This window comes from Proteus sp. G2609, assembly GCF_963896135.1.
Lineage (GTDB): Bacteria > Pseudomonadota > Gammaproteobacteria > Enterobacterales > Enterobacteriaceae > Proteus > Proteus mirabilis.
The window spans coordinates 39,378-61,465 of the sequence record NZ_CAWQNB010000002.1 but is presented as its reverse complement, the minus strand read 5'-3'; the positions used below and the strand labels follow the sequence as shown (position 1 = coordinate 61,465).

General features: G+C 40.0%; 20 protein-coding genes. 5 read left to right on the top strand and 15 right to left on the bottom strand.

Annotated elements, in window-relative coordinates; all coding sequences use genetic code 11:
- Nucleotides 1–281: 281 nt before the first annotated feature.
- Nucleotides 282–674 (top strand): YidB family protein, encoded by a 393-nt coding sequence (locus AACV01_RS00325; RefSeq protein ID WP_004246129.1) that lies wholly within the window; start codon nt 282–284, stop codon nt 672–674.
- Between the two features lie 104 nt (nt 675–778).
- Here AACV01_RS00325 and AACV01_RS00320 read toward each other — a convergent pair whose 3' ends face one another.
- Together AACV01_RS00320 and metE are read right to left on the bottom strand one after the other, a co-directional pair.
- Nucleotides 779–1,606 carry a hypothetical protein gene (locus AACV01_RS00320; protein WP_161682281.1) on the bottom strand — a complete coding sequence of 276 codons (828 nt, stop codon included), beginning with the start codon at nt 1,604–1,606 and terminating at the stop codon, nt 779–781.
- A 168-nt stretch (nt 1,607–1,774) separates the two neighbouring features.
- The gene (metE, locus tag AACV01_RS00315; protein WP_046335047.1) at nt 1,775–4,048 is read right to left on the bottom strand and encodes a 5-methyltetrahydropteroyltriglutamate--homocysteine S-methyltransferase; all 2,274 of its coding nucleotides are present in this window, start codon (nt 4,046–4,048) and stop codon (nt 1,775–1,777) included.
- Nucleotides 4,049–4,155: 107 nt separating this feature from the next.
- Here metE and metR point away from each other — a divergent pair, with 107 nt between their 5' ends.
- Complete coding sequence (gene metR, locus AACV01_RS00310; protein ID WP_004246132.1) at nt 4,156–5,109, top strand: HTH-type transcriptional regulator MetR; 954 nt, start codon at nt 4,156–4,158, stop codon at nt 5,107–5,109.
- Here the strand turns inward: metR and AACV01_RS00305 are convergent.
- The 5 genes from AACV01_RS00305 to AACV01_RS00285 form a co-directional block, all read right to left on the bottom strand.
- Nucleotides 5,024–5,896 carry a carboxylate/amino acid/amine transporter gene (locus tag AACV01_RS00305; RefSeq protein WP_046335046.1) on the bottom strand — a complete coding sequence of 291 codons (873 nt, stop codon included), beginning with the start codon at nt 5,894–5,896 and terminating at the stop codon, nt 5,024–5,026. The two genes, metR and AACV01_RS00305, sit on opposite strands and share 86 nt — an antisense overlap.
- Before the next feature lie 2 nt (nt 5,897–5,898).
- The gene (locus tag AACV01_RS00300; RefSeq protein WP_004246134.1) at nt 5,899–7,548 is read right to left on the bottom strand and encodes a Na+/H+ antiporter; all 1,650 of its coding nucleotides are present in this window, start codon (nt 7,546–7,548) and stop codon (nt 5,899–5,901) included.
- 357 nt (nt 7,549–7,905) lie between these two features.
- A complete protein-coding gene (locus AACV01_RS00295; RefSeq protein WP_004249533.1) occupies nt 7,906–8,409 on the bottom strand; it encodes a GNAT family N-acetyltransferase in 504 nt (167 codons plus the stop codon).
- 127 nt (nt 8,410–8,536) lie between these two features.
- On the bottom strand, nt 8,537–9,883 hold the full coding sequence (locus AACV01_RS00290; protein WP_004246136.1) for an NCS2 family permease: 1,347 nt from the start codon (nt 9,881–9,883) through the stop codon (nt 8,537–8,539).
- Between the two features lie 770 nt (nt 9,884–10,653).
- Nucleotides 10,654–11,841, bottom strand: a complete 1,188-nt coding sequence (locus tag AACV01_RS00285) for an MFS transporter (protein ID WP_036919674.1) — start codon at nt 11,839–11,841, stop codon at nt 10,654–10,656.
- A 238-nt stretch (nt 11,842–12,079) separates the two neighbouring features.
- Here AACV01_RS00285 and AACV01_RS00280 point away from each other — a divergent pair, with 238 nt between their 5' ends.
- The gene (locus AACV01_RS00280; RefSeq protein ID WP_004246138.1) at nt 12,080–12,658 is read left to right on the top strand and encodes a helix-turn-helix domain-containing protein; all 579 of its coding nucleotides are present in this window, start codon (nt 12,080–12,082) and stop codon (nt 12,656–12,658) included.
- A 76-nt stretch (nt 12,659–12,734) separates the two neighbouring features.
- The gene (locus AACV01_RS00275) at nt 12,735–13,631 is read left to right on the top strand and encodes a cation diffusion facilitator family transporter (RefSeq protein WP_161682279.1); all 897 of its coding nucleotides are present in this window, start codon (nt 12,735–12,737) and stop codon (nt 13,629–13,631) included.
- A 54-nt stretch (nt 13,632–13,685) separates the two neighbouring features.
- Here AACV01_RS00275 and ilvN read toward each other — a convergent pair whose 3' ends face one another.
- From ilvN to rbsK, 8 genes are all read right to left on the bottom strand, one after another.
- Entirely contained in the window at nt 13,686–13,970 is a 285-nt protein-coding gene (gene ilvN, locus AACV01_RS00270; protein ID WP_004246140.1) for an acetolactate synthase small subunit, read from the bottom strand.
- Between the two features lie 3 nt (nt 13,971–13,973).
- Complete coding sequence (gene ilvB / locus AACV01_RS00265; RefSeq protein ID WP_161682277.1) at nt 13,974–15,668, bottom strand: acetolactate synthase large subunit; 1,695 nt, start codon at nt 15,666–15,668, stop codon at nt 13,974–13,976.
- Nucleotides 15,669–15,775: 107 nt separating this feature from the next.
- Nucleotides 15,776–15,874, bottom strand: coding sequence for an ilvB operon leader peptide IvbL (gene ivbL, locus AACV01_RS00260; protein WP_004249539.1), 99 nt, complete (start codon nt 15,872–15,874; stop codon nt 15,776–15,778).
- Nucleotides 15,875–16,109: 235 nt separating this feature from the next.
- Nucleotides 16,110–16,898 (bottom strand): sulfite exporter TauE/SafE family protein, encoded by a 789-nt coding sequence (locus AACV01_RS00255; RefSeq protein ID WP_004249542.1) that lies wholly within the window; start codon nt 16,896–16,898, stop codon nt 16,110–16,112.
- Nucleotides 16,898–17,749, bottom strand: a complete 852-nt coding sequence (locus tag AACV01_RS00250) for a MurR/RpiR family transcriptional regulator (protein ID WP_004246144.1) — start codon at nt 17,747–17,749, stop codon at nt 16,898–16,900. Before AACV01_RS00250 ends, AACV01_RS00255 begins: the two co-directional genes overlap by 1 nt.
- 31 nt (nt 17,750–17,780) lie before the next feature.
- Complete coding sequence (locus AACV01_RS00245; RefSeq protein WP_046335042.1) at nt 17,781–19,145, bottom strand: PTS transporter subunit EIIC; 1,365 nt, start codon at nt 19,143–19,145, stop codon at nt 17,781–17,783.
- Nucleotides 19,146–19,184: 39 nt separating this feature from the next.
- The gene (gene murQ / locus AACV01_RS00240) at nt 19,185–20,099 is read right to left on the bottom strand and encodes an N-acetylmuramic acid 6-phosphate etherase (RefSeq protein WP_004249544.1); all 915 of its coding nucleotides are present in this window, start codon (nt 20,097–20,099) and stop codon (nt 19,185–19,187) included.
- Nucleotides 20,100–20,315: 216 nt separating this feature from the next.
- Nucleotides 20,316–21,236 (bottom strand): ribokinase, encoded by a 921-nt coding sequence (gene rbsK, locus AACV01_RS00235; RefSeq protein ID WP_004249546.1) that lies wholly within the window; start codon nt 21,234–21,236, stop codon nt 20,316–20,318.
- A 179-nt stretch (nt 21,237–21,415) separates the two neighbouring features.
- Here rbsK and deoC point away from each other — a divergent pair, with 179 nt between their 5' ends.
- Nucleotides 21,416–22,084, top strand: coding sequence for a deoxyribose-phosphate aldolase (gene deoC / locus AACV01_RS00230; protein ID WP_004246148.1), 669 nt, complete (start codon nt 21,416–21,418; stop codon nt 22,082–22,084).
- Nucleotides 22,085–22,088: the final 4 nt, after the last annotated feature.

Here is a 22,088-nt window from a genome sequence, read left to right as displayed (position 1 = left end):
TTTAGACCTTTTTAGTGACTGACATCACCTGTCAGGTAATAAAAAAAGTAACAATTTCATAAAAACGTGATAATTATCACAAATAACAGTGTCGAATAGCGACGCTATGGCGGCATTATCAATATCGCTTTGGCGTAATAAAATCCTGCATTCTATTCTTGCTTAGTCGGATAAATATCACTTGAGTATAGATGAAGATACTAACTTCACGTACACTACTCGCCTTTAAAATTAACATCTCAATATAACGTAATAATGCGTTGATAGTTATTGGAGCAAGCATGAGCTTATTTAACCAAATCGCAAGCCTGTTGGGCGGTGAGAAAATTAATCAATTCAAAACAGTACTCGAATGGGTAGAAACCCAAGGGGGAATTGAAGGCTTGGTTAAACAGTTTAATAGCGCAGGATTAAGTGAACTGATCCAATCTTGGATTAGCACAGGCAGTAATTTACCTATTAATGCCGAGCAAATCGTACAAGTTTTTTCATCGCCAGTGATTAATGAATTGGCTGCAAAGATCAATATGAATACCGCTGAAGCCTCTGATATGGCTGCACAATATTTGCCCAAATTGGTTGATAAACTCACGCCAGAAGGTGTTATCCCCAAAGAGTTAGATTTAATGAGCGCCGGTATGGATATGCTTAAAGCAAAAATCTTTGGTGGCTAATAAATTGAATGATGGCTATGGCGCTATCGTTTCTTAACCAATCAAGCGCAATAGCCATCTTGCTTTCTATAATCAATCGCTCTCATCACTGCATTAAAGCGTAATTAGAGAATACCTTCCTCTATTAATGCCTCATGAAAACGTTGTTTTTCTTCTTCTGTTGCTTGAATTCGAGCTAAAGGAACATCTAATACATAAGGAATATTTTGTTGTGGCTCGTACACCGCCAAAACATAAGTTTTGCCTTCCATTTCTAATGTAATGGGTGGCGTTTTCTTATTACCTGAATAAGTAATTGAAGTCTCTTTTCCGGCAACATTGGTTTTATAGGTAGCAATAAATTGTTTATTACTCACAACGACCTTAGCAGGGATAGCCGTTAATTTTAAAGGTTTGGTGCCTACTGAAAGCAATACTTTTTTGACTTTATTGCTGATCATTTGACGATAAATGAAAAAGATCACGCAAAAAGCAAATAATGCAGTAAAAACTAATGCACTAATTAAGCGTAACCAAATATTATCAATTGCCACATCGACGGTCATTTTAGTCAGATCGTTTTCATCTGCTACTGGCTCAACCAATATATCTTTATTGCCAAAATCAAGAAAAGTAAAATTTCGTGAAACCTCGTTACCTTTATAGCGTAAGTCAACACTACAATTGGTTAAAACAAATAGTTTTGAACGGCAAGAGCCATCAACATCGGCATCAATAAATACGGGGTTTTTACTAATTTGATAATCATAAACAATATTAGGAATTTGATAAGCACTAAATACTGTCATCCCTAACATTGCAATCACTAAAAATAAGGTACGGAATAAACCGCCATCCCCTTTTAATGGAGATAATGTTAAAGCTCGAGTAGGAAATGCATTTAATATTTTTTCTGACAGGTGAATACCATTTTGCACAATATCTATATCCATAAAATTAAGTTTTGTGCAGTATAGCAATATTAAAAAATATCAATAATAAGATTATCTCTTATTTTTATTTACCTATTAATAAACATTTTTGATTAATAAGAAAAAAATAGCCTATTATATTGATAACATCAAAATAACAGGCTACTAAAATGTATTATTTAAATATTATTATACGTTCTGGCGTAAATATTTAGCCGCTTCAACCATATTTGCCAATGCTGCACGGGTTTCACTCCACCCCCGCGTTTTTAAACCACAATCTGGATTTACCCATAAACGTTCCGCAGGGATACGCGATTGCGCTTTTCTTAACAATCCAACAATCCATTCTACATTCGGTACATTAGGCGAATGAATATCGTATACCCCAGGACCAATTTCATTTGGATAATCAAAATGTTCAAAGGCTTCTAATAACTCCATATCTGAGCGTGATGTTTCAATGGTGATCACATCCGCATCCAATGCAGCAATCGCCTCCATAATGTCATTAAACTCGCAATAACACATATGTGTATGAATTTGTGTCTCATCATCAGCGATAGCTGCACTGAGCTTAAAGGCATCAACAGCCCAATCTAGGTATGCTTGCCACTCATCACGACGTAACGGTAATCCTTCGCGTAATGCAGGCTCATCTATCTGAATAATACCGATACCGGCTTTTTGTAAATCATCCACCTCATCACGTAACGCTAACGCAATTTGTTTAGCGATAGTTTCACGGCTGACATCCTCACGCGGGAAAGACCAACATAAAATAGTCACCGGCCCAGTTAACATACCCTTAACTGGCTTATCGGTTAATGATTGAGCATAAGTTGCCCAATCTACCGTAATCGGTGCAGGACGGCTAATATCACCAATGATCACCGGCGGTTTTACGCAGCGGGAGCCGTAGCTTTGTACCCAGCCATTTTGAGTAAAGACATAACCTTCAAAATGCTCGCCAAAATATTCAACCATGTCATTACGCTCAGCTTCACCATGAACCAACACATCAAGCCCTAAGCGCTCTTGTTCATCTATAGCTTGCTTAATATGCTCGCTAATATTAGTGCGATAAGCAGTGGTATCAATACGCCCTTTTTTAAAGTCTAAACGTACTGTGCGGATCTCGGTAGTTTGTGGGAATGAACCTATGGTTGTCGTTGGCCACAGAGGGAGATTAAACCGAGCGCGTTGCACTTTAGCTCGTTGTTGATAAGGCGATGTTCTTTCACTGTCTTGTGCATTAATCGCCTGCAAGCGTGCGGCCACTTTTGCATTATGTACACGACTAGAGTGTTCACGTTGACGAATGGGGGCACTGTATTGGGCAAGTTGTTCGTCATATTCACCTTCTGGTGCATTTAATGCTTTTGCGAGTAACGCCACTTCTGCACATTTTTGCACCGCAAAGGCAAACCAGCTTTTCACTTCATCATCAAGCTTAGTCTCCGCACTTAAATCAATTGGACTATGCAACAAAGAGCATGATGTGCCAATCCATAATGGACGCTTACCTTTTAATGCAACTACTTGTTGATAACGGGTAGTTAGATCCGCTTTCCAGACGTTGCGACCATTAATGACCCCTAACGATAACACCCAGTCTTTAGGCAATGCTTGGTGTATAACTTGCAATGCGTCCTGTCCTGCACATAGATCAATATGTAGTCCATTTACCGGTAAGTTTTTAATAATATCAAGATGATGAGTAATACCATCAAAATAGGTAGTCAATAATAGTTTAACCTGTCCAGTCAATGCTTGATAAGCAACTTGATAAGCATTTTGCCACTCAATGGGTAAATCAAGTACCAGTGCAGGCTCATCAATTTGTACCCATTCGATACCTTTTTGCTGTAACTGACTCAACACTTGCTGATAAACAGGTAAAATAGCGTCTAACAGTGACAATCTATCAAACTCAGGTCCTTTAACTTTTCCTAACCATAAGTAGGTGATCGGCCCCAAAAGTACCGGTTTCACATTATGGCCTAATGCTAAAGCCTCATCGACTTCATCCAGTAGCTGTTGCCACGCCAGTGTAAATGATTGTCCTTGCTGAAATTCTGGCACGATATAGTGATAGTTAGTATTAAACCATTTTGTCATTTCTGAGGCGGCCGCAGGTTTACCCGTTGGTGCTCTGCCTCTCGCCACTCGAAATAGAGTATCAAGATCTAGGCGACCATCTTCATTACGATGGCGTGGCGGTATATTGCCTAATAGGAGACTAGTACCCAAGACTTGGTCGTACCAAGCAAAATCGCCAACGGGTAATAATTCGACTCCTGCATTAGCTTGCTGTTGCCAATGACGAGCGCGTAATTCTTTACCAACTTCCAGAAGTTCTGCCTGAGAAAGATCACCAGCCCAATAGCTCTCTTGTGCCTTTTTTAGCTCTCTATTTAAACCAATACGTGGGAAACCTAATGTGTGATTGCGAATTGTCATAATAAAAAATCCTGTTTTTAGCCGTCTAGATGTTTACACATCCATAATCTACAGGTAGTGTATAAACCACAAGCGCAAATTTTTCATTCACAACCTGAAGGTTTCTCATGATAGAAATAAAACACTTAAAAACGATATTGGCACTTAAGCAAACAGGCTCTCTTGCCAATGCGGCAAATCAGTTACATCAAACACAATCCGCGCTCTCTCACCAGTTTAGTGAATTAGAGCATCGTCTTGGTTATCGTATTTTTGTCCGTAAAAGCCAACCACTACGATTTACACCACAAGGCGAAGTGTTATTAAGATTAGCGCAAGAAGTCCTACCCATTGTGCGCCGAGCGATAGAAGAGTGTAATGAGCCGGGTAATGCTCATTTAAATATTGCTATTGAATGCCATAGCTGTATTCAATGGTTAACACCCGCATTACAGCAATATCGCCAAACATGGCCGGATGTGAATGTCGACTTCCATTCAGGTGTCACTTTTGATCCACAACCGGCTTTATTACAACGAGAATTAGATGTCGTACTCACTTCTGATATCTTGGATAACCAACGCCTGCACTATACCGCGTTGTTTGATTATGAAGTTAAGCTTGTGTTATCTCCGGATCACCCGCTGGCTAATCGCTTACATATTCAACCACAAGATTTGATCTCAGAAACACTGTTTATCTATCCCGTCCAAAGAGAGCGTTTTGATATTTGGCGTCATTTTTTACAGCCCGCAGGGATCACACCACATTTTAAACATGTAGATAACACCTTACTTCTTATTCAAATGGTGGCAGCAGGAATGGGTATAGCGGCACTGCCGCACTGGGCCGTAGAGAATTTTGAAAAACAAGGATTAGTGGTCACAAAGACCTTAGGAGAAGGATTATGGAGCCGGTTATATGCAGCTAACCGTACAGGTGAGCAACATCAACCGGCAATACGAGAGTTTATACGCTTAGCAGGTCAACATGCCGTTAATCATCTGCCTTTTGTAAAACAGGTTGGTGTATCCAACGCCGATGGAACCAAAGTGATGCAACAATCAGGCTCGCGCCTATGATGAAACTTGGCCAATTAGGATGCTGTTGCCAAATAGAGAAGTTCACTAATAATCCCGCTGGAACCATCATATTATTCATAATCGCAAGGGTTCCAGCATCTACCTGTGTCGCCCCATAGTTCCACATAAAATAGCCTATTCCAGAAGCGCCAATACCTAACCAAAGCAATACCCCCCACTGTAACGATGTGGTTGGCATTTTTTGCCAATCGGCAAAACATAACGAGCCGACTAACACAACCACCACCGCCCCGATATAAAACCAAGAGAATGCGTGGTGTTGAGGAAGTGGATGCATTTCCATTAATCGTTTATAGCCTACCTGTCCTATGGCGAAGAAAATATTGGCTAACTGAACCAATAATAATCCCAGCCAGAAGTCATCACTAAGATGATCATAACGAATAATGGCCGCCCCTAATACCGCCAGTAGTGCGCTAAAGACATAGCCCCAACGTAAACGTTGTCTTTCAAGTAGATCATAAATTAAGGTGACATAAAGTGGTGTTAATACAGTAAAGAGTAAAAACTCAGCTACGGTTAAATAGTTATAAGCGTGGAACACAAACAGGTACATAATACCCAATTGGCATGCGCCTACTCCCATATACAATAAAATCACTTTAAGGCGAATGCCTTTCCAACGTAGGAAAGGCAAAAAGACAATGGCAGCTAACACCACTCTAATCAATACTGAGATCCAACTATCAACCTGACCTGCGAGATATTCACCAATCAGACTAAAAGAAGCCGCCCATAACAACGTTGTAATAACCAGTAGCCACATAATTAACTGTCTTTCTCAACTAACAGCGCTTCCATTAAATCTAATTCATGAAGCAAAAGTTGTAGTGTTTCGTTACTAATTTTACGCGTTGCACGTAAGTGATAAAGCTCACCACGCTCTGCACGCAATGCCGTTAGGCGAAAACGTCTTTCCAGATCTTCTACCAACATATTGTGCATCATCTCGTCCTGATCCGCGGTACGTCGTCTTAAATAACCGGCAACTCGAGAAGCTACTTCATTAATTTCTTCCGCATCTAGTTGCTCTTCTGTACTTGCAGCTAAACGCTCTTCCATTTTATTGAGGCTAACAATAGCGACTTCTGCCATGACTTTCTTGGCATAACGTACTTCATTTTTATCCGCTTCTTTATCGGTAGCTTTAATCCCTTTTAGTAAGAAAGGTAATGAAATAATACCGACCAAAATGGATAACAGGATCACCCCTGCCGCGATAAAGATTATCTGGTAGCGCCCAGGGAAAGTACTGCCATCAGTTAAAAATAGCGGTATAGAGAGCGCACCGGCTAAGGTGATAGCACCACGAACCCCGGCAAAAGAAGACAGCCATAATTCTCTCGTCGTATAAGTGGCGAAATCAAGGGGATGTTTTTTCATAAAGAGATGGCTGATTTTCTTCATTAGCCATAACCATGTAAAACGTAAAATCAGTAACGCAAAATAGATAACAAAGACGGCGGCAAACAGCATCCATACTTCAACTTCAGGATCAAGATCAGCTTGAATAACCGAGCTTGTCCAAATAACAGGAAGCTGTAAACCCAGCATAATAAAGACCAGTCCGTTAAAGACAAACTCTAACATTGACCAGACACTATCTGCACGCAAGCGCATCGCCAATGGTGCATTGCGGATCACACCTGATTTACTGATAGTCATACCTGCGGCCACGGCAGCAAGGATCCCGGAAAAGCCAATATGTTCAGCAATCAAATAAGAAGCAAAAGGCAACAGCAACATAAAGACAATTTGAGTGGCAGGATCATCACCACTCCAACGGCTCATCAATCGCAGAGATTTACTATAGACTAACGTTACCGCAATACCCGCTAATAAACCGCCTATTGCCACTTTAAAAAACTCAAAGGTTGCGCCACCCACGGTAAATATCATCGTGCCCATAGCCACAGCAACGGCAAATTTCAGCGCCACCAGACCCGAAGCATCATTCATTAAGGCTTCGCCTTCTAAAACCCCCATGATCCGCTTCGGTATTCGCCCCTTACCGACAATCGAGGATAATGCCACCGCATCAGTTGGCGAGAGAACCGCGGCGAGCGCGAAAGCAGAAATAAGTGGAATACTAGGCATTATCCAGTAAATAAGGTAACCAATACCTACTACTGTCACCATCACCAAAACCAGCACAAGGATAAAGATCTCTCGACCATTTTGGATAAATTCACGTGTGGGGGTTTTCCATCCATCAACAAAAAGTAAAGGAGGGATCAGTAAAACTAAGAAGAGTTCAGGATCAAAGGTGACATGTAAACCAAACTGAGGCCAAGCCAAAAGTGCCCCGATCACAATCTGGATTAATGGTAATGGAATGCGAAAAGGAATAACTTTGGTAATGACACCTGAAACAGAAACTACCAATATTAAAATTAAAATAGTAAAGAAAATTTCCATGCTACCCTTACATGCTTATTTTTATCTAAGAATCTGCCATCTTTCCTGATATGAAAAGAACCCTTGCTGAATGATAAAGAAACGCATCATAAAAGTTTATCTACCATGCCTATCTTTACCTTTCCTATTTTAAACTGAACCCACATCGACTAATGAAGAATGATATAAAATTAAGATTAATCGTATCTTACAAAAAAGCTAACATATTAATGCATAGTGTTATCTATTAACGGCATCAGAAAGAGAAAAAGTATGCTGTTATTGCTGTTTTCTGTTCTAGTCATACTATTAAGAGGATCAAAAAGTAAAATAGGCTCTATCATTGAAAAATGAAAACAGCGTCAAGCCCCCACAGAGTTATTCGATACTTTTTAGCTGAGCCATCATCACAACATCACAATATTTACCTTCTCTAAAGGCTGCATTACGACGAATGCCTTCCACTTCAAAACCTAATTTTTTATACAAATGAAGGCCTCTTTCATTATCAGCATAAACTTCTAGCTCGATACGTGTTGCAGCCAACCAATTAAAAGCATAATCAATTGCCGTATTAATGAGTGCTTTACCTATACCTTTTCCTGAAAACTCAGCACCAACACCAATACCAAAGCTGACGATATGCCGACGACGAGGATGATTGTCGATGATCAACGCTAAATGACCTGCGATTTGACCGTCAAAAGAAGCAACAAAATGTGGAATATTTTGTTCAGAAAATTCAATTAGCCTTTTTTTCCACATAGTGACTGATGGATAAGGGAACTGACAAGTACAAATATATAAGTCTGGATGTGTATACAATTGCTGTATTGCTATAGCATCTTCAGGCTCACCATGTCGTATTTCTATCTGATGCATTTATTTTACCAAAAAATTAACAATGAGTCTTAACCTCGACAATAGCGAATAAAACTAGATAAATAAATAGCAAAAAAGCGGAATAAAAATATATTCCGCTTTTTATGTTTAAACCTGATGATTTTAATTAAATTGCCCAGTGTCCGGCATAAAATGCCACTAAAGCAATAGCAATTAGAACTGTACCAATATTAAGTTTACGCCACTCACCGGCAAAAATACGTCCAATCACTAAACAGCCAAAACCCAACATAATGCCTGTAACAATATTACACGTTAATACGATAAATACCGCGCACACCATACCTGACATCGCATCGACAAAATCACTAAAATCTAACTTAGTGACATTACCTAACATCAATAAACCCACATACATTAATGCAGGGGCTGTCGCATAGGGGGGAACTAAATAAGATAGCGGTGATAAAAAGAGGATTAACAAAAAGAGAATACCGACCACAGTTGCAGTGAGCCCTGTTTTACCACCAGCTGCAGTGCCCGCTGCGGACTCAACATATACTGCTGCAGGTGCTGCACCAATTGCCCCAGCAAATATACTGCTCACGGAATCAGAAGTTAACGCTTTACCACCATTGATAATTTGTCCTCGTTTATCAAGTAAATTAGCTTGTCCCGCCACTGCGCGAATGGTTCCTGTCGCATCAAAAATAGCCGTCATCACTAAAGCTAATACACTAGGTAAAACAAGTGGTTGTAATGCGCCTTTAATATCCATGGCAAATAATAGTGCAAGGCCCTCTTCGCCTAATTGTGGCATTTTAAAGAACCCTTGGTATTTCACGTTAGGATCAAAAATCAATCCAATAATCGAAATCGCAATAATGACTAATAACACACCACCGGGGACTTTACGTTTTTCTAGACCAAAAATAGCAGCAAGACCAGCCAATGACATTAATACTGAAAAAGAAGTAAATTCTCCCATCGCAACAGGTAATCCGGCTAATGGATTTTTCACCACTAACCCAACACTATTGGCTGCGATCAAAAGTAAAAATAGCCCGATACCAATACCGGCGCCATGAGCGATACCAATCGGAATATTTTTTAAGATCCACGTTCTGATCCCTGTTAAAGAAAATAGGGTAAATAGGCACCCCATCAAAAACACCGCCCCCAAAGCAACAGGTACAGAGATATGTTGACCAAGTACCAAACTAAAGGCGGTAAATGCCGTTAATGAAATGGCACAACCAATCGCCATAGGTAGATTTGCCCACAATCCCATTAACAGAGAACCAAATCCTGCCACTAAACAGGTTGCGATAAATACCGCCGTGTGGGGGAACCCCGCTTGCCCTAGCATACTGGGTACGACAATAACGGAATAGACCATCGCCAAAAAGGTTGTTAAACCGGCGATCATCTCTTTACGAACCGTAGTACCTCGGGCGGTAAGCTTAAAATAATTATCCAGTTTACCTGTGGTTGCTGATTGATTAGCAGACATTACATTCCTCTGACATAAAAACAGTTCACCCTCCCCCAACGAAAACGATTACGTCTAAAATTATTATCACCTCCAATGGTAAAAAAACCATCAGAGGAGTAAAAAAGCAAACGTTTGTTTATTAATGTGGATAGAGTGAGAGAATTTGACGCAAACGATTATCTGGTGCTTTTAGGGTAAGAATCAAGAAAAAAAATACTTTTTTAGCAAAAATGTCATAAAAAGACATTCTAGTGTTCGCAGAAAAAAGAAAAGAGGAGAATAGTGATATATTTCTCCTCTGGTTAAACTGTTTTAGCAACGCAATCACCCTAAAAGGTGAAGCGTACTTATAATCAACTGTTTTTATTAATATCATTGATGTTTATATTAATAATGCTTGGTTTGATACTATAAATATTAATTAAATATTTCTTATGTTTTTATCATTTTTGAACTTACTGTTTTAACAGCATCTTCCCTTGTTTGGCGATAATATTGACTCAGTATTCATCACACTCTGCTTGAAAAACATACACCTCCTTGTGATAAAACTAGATGAAAATAGTGCCATTTGGCAAATCTTTCTTATTTCATTTTATTATTTCTGGATTATTCTTAATAAATCACCAATAAAAACCTTTGAATAGTATGTATCGCATTGATTATTAAAATAAAGATAATAAAAGAAAAAATAATTGAATGAGTGATAAAACAGCAGGAAATTATTGTCTAATTTAATGAAAATAGCGCCCTCTTTTACCTACAATAAGGTAAAAAAGAGCATGCAATTATGATGTATGACGATTTAGTGCGTCGACATGCAAGTTAAAGCGATCCATCGTCGAAACTAAAAATAATCCCGTCATAACCACCAATAAAAAAGGTAACGCAGATGGGGAGATTTCAGACATAGCACCGGCTAAAATGGGACCGGAAAGATTACCAATGCCCCATAACATCGCCGCTGAAGCATTTGCTATCATCAGATCATTTCCTGAAAAGTATTGCCCAATTTGTACCAATGCAATGGTATAAATGGCTCCCGCCGTTGCACCAAGCACTAATAATAGTGGCCAAATAACTAAAGTATGTGGCATAGCAATGGGTAATAATAAGCTTGCTAATAATGTAATGACTCCACAAATTCGGTATAGCCGTGTTCTATTCATATGATCAGCAAGCCAACCAAATGGCATTTGCATTATTGCATCTCCCGCCAAAATAGCACTGATCATCATGGCGGCAATCGCTTCACTATGACCAACACTTAGCCCATAAATAGGGAACATAGACAACACTGTGCCATCAAAAAATGCAAAAAAGATAATGCCACCACATATCGCAGGCGCCACTTTAATAAAACGAAGAATAGAAAAGTGCGACTCTTCTGAGTCTTTAGCTAATTTATCGCCCACTTTCTGATCCATCATTAAAAATAGCACGATAGAGATAATATGAAGCAGTACGCTAATTAAGATCGGTGTTTTATCAGCAACGCCATATAACGCAATAATTGAAGGGCCTAGCAACTGGCTGATAGTAAACACGGTCGTATAAATCGCTAAAATACGACCTCGCTTATTATCCGGTACAAGTTCATTGATCCATGTCTCCCCCAAACAGATCATCACACCACTGGCAATCCCGGTGATTAGTCGTAATGGGAACAGGAATTCTAATGGCAAACTCCCCATTAAAGGCAATAGACTAATGGCTGATATAATCGTTGCTAATAACATCGCTAAACGTTTACCAAGCCATTGCACAATATAGCGTGCAAAGGGTGAGATGATTAACATTCCCATTGCAGGTGCGGCTGAAATCAGACCAATAATAGATTCACTGATCCCCGCCAAGTTTAGCCGTAAAGCCACCATCGGAATAGTTAATCCAATAACAATCCCTATCACCGCAATACTGACTGTAATAGTAGTAATAGCAAAAAGCTCGGACTGACGATAATTTTGTTGCAACATATTATTTTGTTTCTACACGCTGTAGAAACCTCATCATAGTAAATATTGAATGAATGGAAAATATTGCCTTATTATAGGGGATAAGAAATAGATAAACATGCTTTAAAATATCGCCTGATACGCGCACCCTGTTCACAAAATATTGTCTAAATAGTCTGTGCTTTTCCCGTCTGTGAAGAATTGATGTTATCATCTACAGGAAATTATACTTTTAAACTGACAATATTTTGAATTGGCAATGAACCCACAATCACCGAAAAAGACAAACGAATACCTTGGTAATAAGGTTAAGCAGTTAAGACAATCTCGAAACTTGTCACTTAATGAGTTATCAAGAAAATCAGGCATATCTAAAGCGGCATTGTCCAAATTAGAGTCTGGCGATTCTAATCCTCGCATCGATACCTTAGAAGCTATCGCGATAGCCCTTGGATTTCCATTAGGTGATTTATTTAGTTTTACCCGCGAGGAATATCCTCGCTTAGAGCGACATAAGCCTATCGTTGGCGACTATGCACAAGAATTTAAATTCCGTATTGGCATCGGCAATATTACTGAAATTTGGCATATTGAGATGAAGCACGGGGCAATTATTAATAGCCCAGCCCATGCCGACGGCACCCAAGAGCATATTATGGTCTATTCTGGCAAACTGATGATGCGTTTTGCTAACGATGAAACCGTATTATTAGAAACCGGCGATTTTTACGCCTTTCATGGTAATGCGCCACACTCTTATATTTGTGTGGAAGGCCATATGCGTGCATCAGTTATCATGTCTAGCCCCAATCAACAACACTATCATCATCGCCCTTAAGACAAATACCCATTATATTTCACCGCCATTTAAACTATTATTCTAAGTATTATTAATAATGGCGGGGATAAATAGCATGGGTGCAGGCCACGAGCACGGTGATGTCAAAACGCTACCTGAATCACGTCTGTTAATTGCTTTTGCATTAACAGGCTCTTTTATGGTGATTGAGTTTATTGGTGGCTACTTAACAGAAAGTTTAGCCTTGATTTCTGATGCAATGCATATGATGACAGATGCATTTGCACTCTTACTTGCTCTTATCGCGATCCACGCAGGTAGAAAAGCAGCAGATCTATTCAGGACTTATGGCTATGCTCGTTTTGAAATATTGGCTGCTGCGATGAATGCACTGATCTTAATGGCGGTGGCTTTTTATATTCTTTATGAGGCTTATCAAAGACTTTCTTCCCCTCCTGACATTCAGTCTATGGGTATGCTTGTTGTGGCAATCGCAGGGCTTATCATTAATTTTATCTCAATGAAAATGCTCACCAGTGCAAAAGATGAAAGCTTAAACGTTAAAGGGGCTTATCTTGAAGTGTGGGCGGATATGTTAGGCTCAGTGGGCGTCATTATTGGGGCGGTAATTATTTGGCTAACCGGTTGGCAATTAGTTGATTCTATTATTGCGGTATTAATCGGCTTTATGGTCTTTCCGCGCACGTGGATCTTATTAAAAGAGTGCCTGAATATTTTATTAGAAGGCGTGCCTAAAGGCATTAATTTAACTGAGGTAACAGACACCATTAATAATACCGCAGGGGTGGCTAGCTCCCATGATTTGCATTTATGGGCACTGACGCAAAGCAAGTTGATCCTCAGTGGTCATATTGTCTATCAACCCAATGTAGATAGTGAAGCATTACGCCTTACTATTGATAAGCAACTACGTGAACAATTTCATATCAATCATATTACCTTACAGATGGAAAGTGAGGATAAACAACATCTGGAAGATAATCATCATTAGATATTTAGGTTCTGGCTCTCTCGTACCTAAAAAGAGCCAGAACAAACAGTGCAATTAATTTAAATAACTTTCCATCTGTTCAAAAACGCGAAGATCATCACTAAAACGCACTTCTTTTACGTCCTCAAGTTTTTCCACTTGACTCACCATCTGCATTAAGCGTTCATCTTTTTGTACTAATAACCAAATACGACTTTTATCGCTGTTTTTCATTGGTAAACATAAAATACCATCGACGTTAAATGCACGACGCGCAAATAGCCCACAAATATGGGTCATCACACCGGGATGGTTACGAACAATAAGTTCTAGTGCGATAGGTTGTGATTGTAGTGACATAAATTAAGCTCCTATCATCTCGATATTTGCCGCCCCCGGCGGAACCATTGGAAATACTTTTTCGTTAATATCAATCATGGCATGAATTAAACAAGGCCCAGGTTTAGCAATTGCCGCTTGTAACGCTGCCTGAGGCTCTGCTTCTTGATTTAAATCACAAGTATCCAACCCAAATCCTTGAGCAATACGAATAAAATCCGTTTGATAAGGGTAGGCTGCGGCATAAATACGCTCATCAAAAAAGAGTGTTTGTTGTTGGTGTACTAACCCTAATGCTTGATTATTTATCAAAATAATCTTTACATCTAACTGATGCTCAGCGGCTGTTGCTAGCTCCTGAATATTCATCATGATGCTACCATCCCCTGAAAAACAGAGGATCTTTTTATTTGGCTCTGCCAATGCGGCCCCTATCGCTGCCGGCAACCCAAATCCCATCGTCCCCAAGCCTCCTGATGTTAACCATTGGCGCGGTCGATTCAGTGGATAAGCTTGAGCAACCCACATTTGGTGCTGCCCTACATCGGTGGTAATAATCGCTTCATCATCAACACAATTTGCCGCGGCAAGTACGATGCCGTAACCGCTAAGAATATTGTGTGAGTTTTTCATTTCTAAGGGATATTCTTGTTTTAAGGTATTAACTCTATCTATCCATTCGTTGCGCTGATTGATATTAATTAAAGGTAATAACAGCGACAGCACCGCTTTAGCATCTGCATGAATGGCAATATCAGGACGTTTGATCTTACTTATCTCTGCCCTATCAATATCAACATGAATGATCTTCGCATTGGGGCAAAATTTTTCTGCTTTACCAATTGCCCTATCATCAAATCGCGCCCCCAATACGATCAGCAAATCGGCTTCTTCTAAAATAAAGTTGGTACTCCGTGCCGCATGCATACCTAACATCCCTAAATATAGCGGGTGTGTTGGTGGCATTAAACCTAATCCCATTAACGTCATCGTGGTGGGTAGGCTATTTTTCTCCGCCAACTCAATCGCTTCTTTACACGCTTCAGAGCTAATAATACCGCCCCCTAAATAAAGCACAGGATTTTTCGCTTGGTTAATCATTTGCGCGGCTTGGATCACCAAATCGGTATTAAAGGCTGGAGCTGCATCTTTTTGTGGTATCGGTGGCAATTTATCTAAGGTGATAGTCGCTTGTTGAATATCTTTAGGTACATCAACCCATACAGGTCCAGGGCGACCTGACATTGCCAAACGAAACGCATCACAGATAATTTCCGGCAACTGTGCGATATCGCGTACTAAATAGTTGTGTTTGGTAATAGGAATAGACATCCCATAGGTATCAACTTCTTGAAACGCATCAGTCCCAATCATGGCAGAAGAGACTTGCCCCGTAATGCAAACCAAAGGAATTGAGTCTAATTTTGCATCAGCAATGGCTGTAACTAAGTTTGTCGCCCCCGGTCCACTTGAGGCAATACACACCGCAGGCTGACCATTTGCTCTAGCCATACCTTGGGCAATAAAACCCGCCCCTTGTTCATGACGTGTCAAAATATGGCGAATAGACTGACTTTGGCTTAATGCATCATACAAAGGAAGAGCGGCTCCGCCGGGGATCCCCGCAACCGTAGTGATACCTTGCCGTTCCAGTAAATAAACAATTAATTGCGCACCAGTGAAGGTTTTTCCTGTGGCATTATCTTGTTGAGCACCCATTGTTCTGTGTCCTTTTTACTAAGCCGGACTTTATGGGCGGTAGATATGAAAAACCCCGCCCGGTTAATACGCCGGCGGGGTTGCGAAACTGTGTTGATTCGGACCCGTTACGGCGCTTTGCCGACGACCACCACCACACGCACAACAACCACAGCCGCGATATGCGCTGTTAGTCGTAGAGTTTGTAGTAGAGTAGTGATGATCATGGGTTACCTATCAATTAATGTAATGATGTGTTTGTCTGTTATCTGTATCTAAAAAAACATAACTTCTATAAATTAACAACCTTTTTTTTCAGTTTATTTTTTATCACCGCTCAAAACGAGAGCTAGATCACTTGTTAATCCAAGTAGTAACTCCGTGTTGTAACAGCATAAAAAACCAGAAAAAAACACCAACAAAGAATAAAGAATCGACGCAATGCCATAGTATGGTTATCAGTTAAAACAATCTCGCCAACATCATGAAAGCGCTGCATAAAATTAAAAACAACGTTGCATACTGAAATACCCTATCCGGCATTTTAATTAATAGCCATTTTGATAAAGGAATGGAGATCAAAGAGCCAAGAAACAGCAGCAATGCTAAATGAATATCGGTATGACCATCTTGCATATAAGCTAATGCAGAAGAGCCTGATAATAGGGTGGTCGTAAAAATCGAAGTACCTATCGCTTGTTTTATCGATAGATTGGCGTAACGCAATAATAAAGGTAACACCACCACACCACCACCGACCCCTGTGGCACCTAAAACAACACCTGCTGCAATCGCCGGCAATAACAGTGCCTTAATATTAAGAGGCGCTAATGGGGTTATCTGTTTAGCTATCACAGGTGAAGAGAAAAACATTCTTTGAATAAACAAAAAGAGAGAAAAAATAATGGCAGCCACCACCAGCGCATTAATCCCCCACTCAACTTGCTGCTGATATTGCGCTAATGAACCTAAATAATTGACGAGTAAACTCGCTAAAAAAGTACTTGGCAACATAATGGCAAGGACTATCATGGCTCGTTTAAAGGGAATATTCCCCAAACGGAAATGCATATATGAGGATGTCACTTTCATCAACATTGAAAGTAAATTTGCGGTTGCCACCGCCATTAATGCATTCATACCAAAGAAATACGTTAATATAGGTAAAACAATAACACCACCACCTACCCCCGTTGTGCTAATAATTAAGCCAATCGCCGCACCAACAGCTAATATGGTGATAAATAACATTATTGATTTCCTTGCATTACAGCTTGTCGCCCTTTTAATAGCGCTTTTTCCGCTGAGCCTTTTGCCAGTGTCATATATTTAAAAAACAGCACATCAAAAGCGACCATTTGCAATACTTGCGGTGTGATCACTCCCAATTGTGAATGTTGCTCATCATAAAAATAAGGTAATGTGTAATTCGCTAAGCGCGTAGCTTCATCTTGCCCAAAACGTGTTAAAGCCACTGTGATACAGCCTTCTTGTTTTGCCGCTTTCAGCATTCGATTAATATCCGCAGTATTACCTCTTGCAGTAACAGCAATCGCCAAATCATCCGCGGATAAATTCGCTGAATAAGCAAGTTGCGCATGGAGATCTGCACTAAATAAGGTGTTTTTATTCACTCGGATCAGTTTATGGAAGATATCGCTCGCAACGATCGCAGATGCGCCCACACCAAATAAAACGATCCGTTTAGCGCTGATCATTTTCTCAGCGAGTAGATCTATCGTCGCTGCATCCAGTAACGCTATCGAATCCTGAATGGCGGTAGTAAATAGATGTCCTGTTTTAGCAATAATCTGCTCAGTCGAGTCTGTTTTGGCTAAATTGGCATAAAGAATATCACTACTGCTTTTTTGTTGTTTTTCCTCTGAGAGATAATCAATTTTAAATTCAGGATAACCGCCATACCCCATTTGACGGGAAAAACGGATAACAGAAGCACTACTGACACCGGCTTTTTGTGCCAATTCTGCGGCATTCATACTGGCAATATTATCGCTATTTTCTAATAAATAGTGGGCGAGACGTTGCTCTGTCCCTTTGCCTTGTAAGCGCAAATTTTCAAGTTTCTTAGTCAGTGTTGACATTCTATTATCCTTTTTCTTTTCTTCTTCTGACTTATTTTTCTGGATCGGTAAATCCGATTAATATACTGGCAATAAAACCGACAACCCAAGCCCCCAATACTGCGATAAGGAATTTGATGATCTGCCCATCCCCCACCAGTGGAATTAATGATAACCCAGCAGTACCAAATGGAATAATGATCCCAACCTGAAAATAAGCCATTAATGCACCACCCGCAGCCCCGCCAATACAACCTGCAATAAAGGGCTTACCTAAAGGTAAAGAGACACCAAATAATAAAGGCTCACCCACGCCGAAAATGCCGACAGGCAACGCACCCATTAACGTTTTCTTTAAGCGTTGGTTTTTAGTACGTAAATAAACCCAGAAACAAGAGCCTACTTGCCCCATTCCGCCCATTGCTAAAATAGGGAATAGGTAATTTAACCCAAAGGTATTTAAAATTTCAGTGTGGATCGGTATTAAACCTTGGTGTAGACCGGTTAGTAATAAGAATAAAAAACTGCCCCCTAACGCTGCGCCTGTCACAACCGCACCGCCACCATGATTTAATAGTGATAAGGATACGCCTTGCGCTAATAGTTGATTCAGATAATGACCAATAGGTTGGAATACCATAATTGCCACTAACGCAGAAACTAAAATAGTGACAAAGGGGGTTAAAATAAGATCAAGACTCTCTTTTACAATACTGCGAAACCATAGTTCTAATTTTGAAGAAAATACCACCACCATTAAGACCGCGAAGATCCCACCACTATTAGGCTGTAATTTCTCACCAAATAATGTGATATCAGCCAGTCCCGGCATAGCTAATAATCCCGCCATAACAGCACCTATGGAGGTTGAAGCCCCTAACTCTTTAGCCGTATTTATACCTATCATAATAGAGAGATAAGCAAATACGGTGCTTCCGATCAGTTTAAATAGCTTAAAGAGTTCAGGAAACTGATCAACTAATCCGGGAGCCACTAAACGGATAATATTAATTAGCCCCATAATTAAGCCACAGCCAATTAATGCTGGGATAGTAGGAACAAAAATAGCCGCCAACGTATTTAGCATACGACGAATGGAAAACCCTTTTTTCACTGGTGTTGACGCAGGGGTTTCTTCGCTATTATCTGTGTTTTTTTGCATACGTTTATTCATGATTGAATAAACTTTGGCGGCCGTTCCCATTCCTACTATGACTTGATGTTGCTCGCCATTAAATACCACGCCTTTGACACCGTCGACTTGTTTTAATGCTTCGGTATTAAATAGCGAACTATCTTTTAAGATCAAACGAATACGGGTCATGCAATGTGTTAAGGTTGCGATATTGCTAAACCCACCAGCCTGTTTTTCTATTTCTGATGCTAAGGTGTCGAGATGTTCTATTTTATTAGCCATAATTGTGCCTGCTAGAGTTCAGAGGATTGACTGATATTGTTATTCATTAAATAGGGCTAACTGTTGTTGTAAAGAGTGGTAAGGATAGCGTTGTGTCATTTGCTCAACCTTCTCTACACTCAGATGAAGCTCATACATTAAAATGGCTTTTCGCGGATGATAATTCACCATTTTTAATAACTCCGCCGCTTTTTGTGTTGTGATCCCACACACTTCACTCACAATACCTTCAGCACGTCGCTGTAATTTTTCATTACTGGCCACCACATCGACCATCAGGTTTTTATGCACCTTACCTAAACGTGTCATCACACTGGTACTTAGCATGCCTAAGATCATTTTTTGAGCCGTGCCACTTTTCATTCTTGTCGAGCCTGTTAACACTTCGGCGCCGACATCTGGCGCGATGGATAAATCGGCTATTTCACTCATCATACCTTTACCGCGGGTAGTAATTGAGAGCGTTAATGCATTGATCTGCTTTGCATACTGTAATGCAGCCACTGTAAATGGCGTGCGACCACTGGCAGCGATACCAATAACGACATCGTTAGAATTTACCTCACGGCGTTGCAACTCTTCGATAGCAGCTTGTTGATTATCTTCAATATTCTCAACGGCTTGGAGCATAGCATCATGCCCACCAGCAATAATGGCTTGTACCAGTGAGGGAGAAACGCCAAAAGTAGGCGGACATTCCGCGCTATCTAATACCGCTAATCGGCCACTTGTTCCTGCGCCGACATAAAAAATGCGTCCCCCTTGACGTAGACGTTCACAAATTTTGTCTACGGCTTTCGCGATTGCGGGTAATTCTTTCTTTACGGCATAGGCCACGGTGATATCGGCACTATTAATTAACGAAACTAACGCTAAGGTACTTAGCTCAGAAAATTGTGTGGTCTCTTGGTTACTTTCATTTTGAAGACATAAACTCAATGCATCATCTTTCATTGTAATAACCTTAATGAAATAGTATTTCAATTAAAATTACATCTGATGAAATTTTAATTCAATCTTATTGATGACTATTTTGTGAACAAAATCACAATACCGTAAAAACATTCAACTAAAAACAAACTTAACGCGATGTAAAAAAGATAACTTATTGATAATAAAGCTCTCCTGATTTTAAACAGGAGAGCTGTGAGAGGTATGGCTCATTGATGGCTATTTTGCTGAGCTTAAAAATTCGCTAAATTCTTCAATACTAGGATAAGAAGATTGAGTGCCTTTTCCTGTGACACTTAAACCCGAAAACATAACCGCTTTATTTAACGCTTCTTCAATATTGCCGGTATGCACATAGTAATGAGAAAAACAGCCAATAAAAGCATCTCCAGCACCGCTGGTGTCAACGGCATTAACTTCAATGGCGGGGATATATTTCTCAATTTCCCCATTCACCCATAACGCCCCTTTTTCACCTAATGTAACAATGATATTTTTAAACCCTTTTTCGAGTAAAAAGTAGGCTGCTTCTCGAATTTCATCCAACGTATTAATTGGCATACCCGTTAAAATTTCCAGCTCTGTCTCATTGGGGACAAAAAAATCACATTGTGCGGCGATAGTGAGATCTAAAGCTTTCGATGCTGGTGCAGGGTTAAACAATACTGGAATATGATGTTTATTACCGAACTCAATCGCGTGATAGACCGTTTCAAGCGGGATTTCTAATTGCAGCACAATCATACGACATTTTTTTAAACTCACCGCGGCTCTATCGATATCTTCAGCAGATAGATGCTGATTCGCGCCTTTTACGATCAAAATACTATTGGATGATTGAGAGGTAACAAAAATAGGTGCAACACCGCTGGTGGTTCCGGGCACTTTTTCAACATAACGAGTATTAATACCATAAGACTCTAAATTCATGATGGTGTTATCTGCGAAAATATCATCCCCCACTTTGGTTAACATCATCACCTTAGAATTTAATTTTGCAGCGGCAACCGCTTGATTTGCCCCTTTCCCGCCGCAACCAATCTTAAATGCTGGCGCCTCAAGGGTTTCTCCCTCTTTTGGCATCCTATCTATATAGGTGATCAAATCCACCATATTTGAACCAATCACTGCGATATCCATAGTGCCCCTCTCACCCTAATGAAAAAGTTAAAATGTTAGAATAGTTACATTTAGATAGATATATAACAATATCATGTTATTTAAATATCATTTGTGATTGTTATCCCGTTAAAAGCTCACTATTATGTTGCCAAACTAACATGAGTGATAAATAACAATCTTCTCTTAAGGAAACGATTATGCGTCCATTAGCTAATTATATCGATCATACTCTACTTGCTGCAGATACAACTGAAGCACAAATCAAACAATTATGTGCTGAAGCTGTTGAGCACGGTTTCTTCTCTGTGTGTATTAACACTTCTTATATCCCTTTAGCAAGAACTTGCCTAACCGGAAGTGATGTTAAAGTATGTTGTGTTATCGACTTCCCATTTGGTGCAGGCTTAACAGCAACCAAAGCATTTGAAGCGGCAGAAGCTATTCGCCAAGGTGCTCAAGAAGTCGATATGGTTATCAACATTGGCATGTTAAAAAGTGGCCGTTTTGATTTTGTAAAACAAGATATTGCCGCGGTAAAAGCCGCTTGCGGAAATACAACACTAAAAGTTATTCTAGAAACATGCCTATTAACTGACGACGAAGTACGTTTAGTTTGTGAAATGTGTTGCGAAGTCGGTGTTGATTTTGTTAAAACATCAACTGGATACAGTACAATGGGTGCCACAGAACACCATGTCGCTTTAATGCGTCAAACTGTCGGTGACAAAATGGGCGTAAAAGCGTCTGGTGGTGTACGTGATCGCCAAACAGCCTTAAAGATGATCAAAGCGGGGGCAACACGTATTGGTGCAAGTGCCAGTGTTGCGATTGTAACAGATTCAGATGCACCAGAATCAAATTACTAATAGC

What these genes read in the sequence shown, in the direction of transcription:
- rbsK (WP_004249546.1), bottom strand. Translation starts at nt 21,236, where the DNA reads ATGGATATCGCAGTGATTGGTTCAAATATGGTGGATTTGATCACCTAT.
- metE (WP_046335047.1), bottom strand. Translation starts at nt 4,048, where the DNA reads ATGACAATTCGCAATCACACATTAGGTTTCCCACGTATTGGTTTAAAT.
- ilvN (WP_004246140.1), bottom strand. Translation starts at nt 13,970, where the DNA reads ATGTCACTACAATCACAACCTATCGCACTAGAACTTATTGTTCGTAAC.
- AACV01_RS00295 (WP_004249533.1), bottom strand. Translation starts at nt 8,409, where the DNA reads ATGCATCAGATAGAAATACGACATGGTGAGCCTGAAGATGCTATAGCA.
- AACV01_RS00255 (WP_004249542.1), bottom strand. Translation starts at nt 16,898, where the DNA reads ATGTTATTTATCACCATATTAGCTGTTGGTGCGGCGATTGGCTTAATT.
- ivbL (WP_004249539.1), bottom strand. Translation starts at nt 15,874, where the DNA reads ATGATCATCACTACTCTACTACAAACTCTACGACTAACAGCGCATATC.
- metR (WP_004246132.1), top strand. Translation starts at nt 4,156, where the DNA reads ATGATAGAAATAAAACACTTAAAAACGATATTGGCACTTAAGCAAACA.
- AACV01_RS00285 (WP_036919674.1), bottom strand. Translation starts at nt 11,841, where the DNA reads ATGTTGCAACAAAATTATCGTCAGTCCGAGCTTTTTGCTATTACTACT.
- AACV01_RS00275 (WP_161682279.1), top strand. Translation starts at nt 12,735, where the DNA reads ATGGGTGCAGGCCACGAGCACGGTGATGTCAAAACGCTACCTGAATCA.
- AACV01_RS00300 (WP_004246134.1), bottom strand. Translation starts at nt 7,548, where the DNA reads ATGGAAATTTTCTTTACTATTTTAATTTTAATATTGGTAGTTTCTGTT.
- AACV01_RS00290 (WP_004246136.1), bottom strand. Translation starts at nt 9,883, where the DNA reads ATGTCTGCTAATCAATCAGCAACCACAGGTAAACTGGATAATTATTTT.
- ilvB (WP_161682277.1), bottom strand. Translation starts at nt 15,668, where the DNA reads ATGGGTGCTCAACAAGATAATGCCACAGGAAAAACCTTCACTGGTGCG.
- AACV01_RS00305 (WP_046335046.1), bottom strand. Translation starts at nt 5,896, where the DNA reads ATGTGGCTACTGGTTATTACAACGTTGTTATGGGCGGCTTCTTTTAGT.
- murQ (WP_004249544.1), bottom strand. Translation starts at nt 20,099, where the DNA reads ATGAAAGATGATGCATTGAGTTTATGTCTTCAAAATGAAAGTAACCAA.
- AACV01_RS00280 (WP_004246138.1), top strand. Translation starts at nt 12,080, where the DNA reads ATGAACCCACAATCACCGAAAAAGACAAACGAATACCTTGGTAATAAG.
- AACV01_RS00320 (WP_161682281.1), bottom strand. Translation starts at nt 1,606, where the DNA reads ATGGATATAGATATTGTGCAAAATGGTATTCACCTGTCAGAAAAAATA.
- AACV01_RS00250 (WP_004246144.1), bottom strand. Translation starts at nt 17,749, where the DNA reads ATGTCAACACTGACTAAGAAACTTGAAAATTTGCGCTTACAAGGCAAA.
- AACV01_RS00245 (WP_046335042.1), bottom strand. Translation starts at nt 19,145, where the DNA reads ATGGCTAATAAAATAGAACATCTCGACACCTTAGCATCAGAAATAGAA.
- AACV01_RS00325 (WP_004246129.1), top strand. Translation starts at nt 282, where the DNA reads ATGAGCTTATTTAACCAAATCGCAAGCCTGTTGGGCGGTGAGAAAATT.
- deoC (WP_004246148.1), top strand. Translation starts at nt 21,416, where the DNA reads ATGCGTCCATTAGCTAATTATATCGATCATACTCTACTTGCTGCAGAT.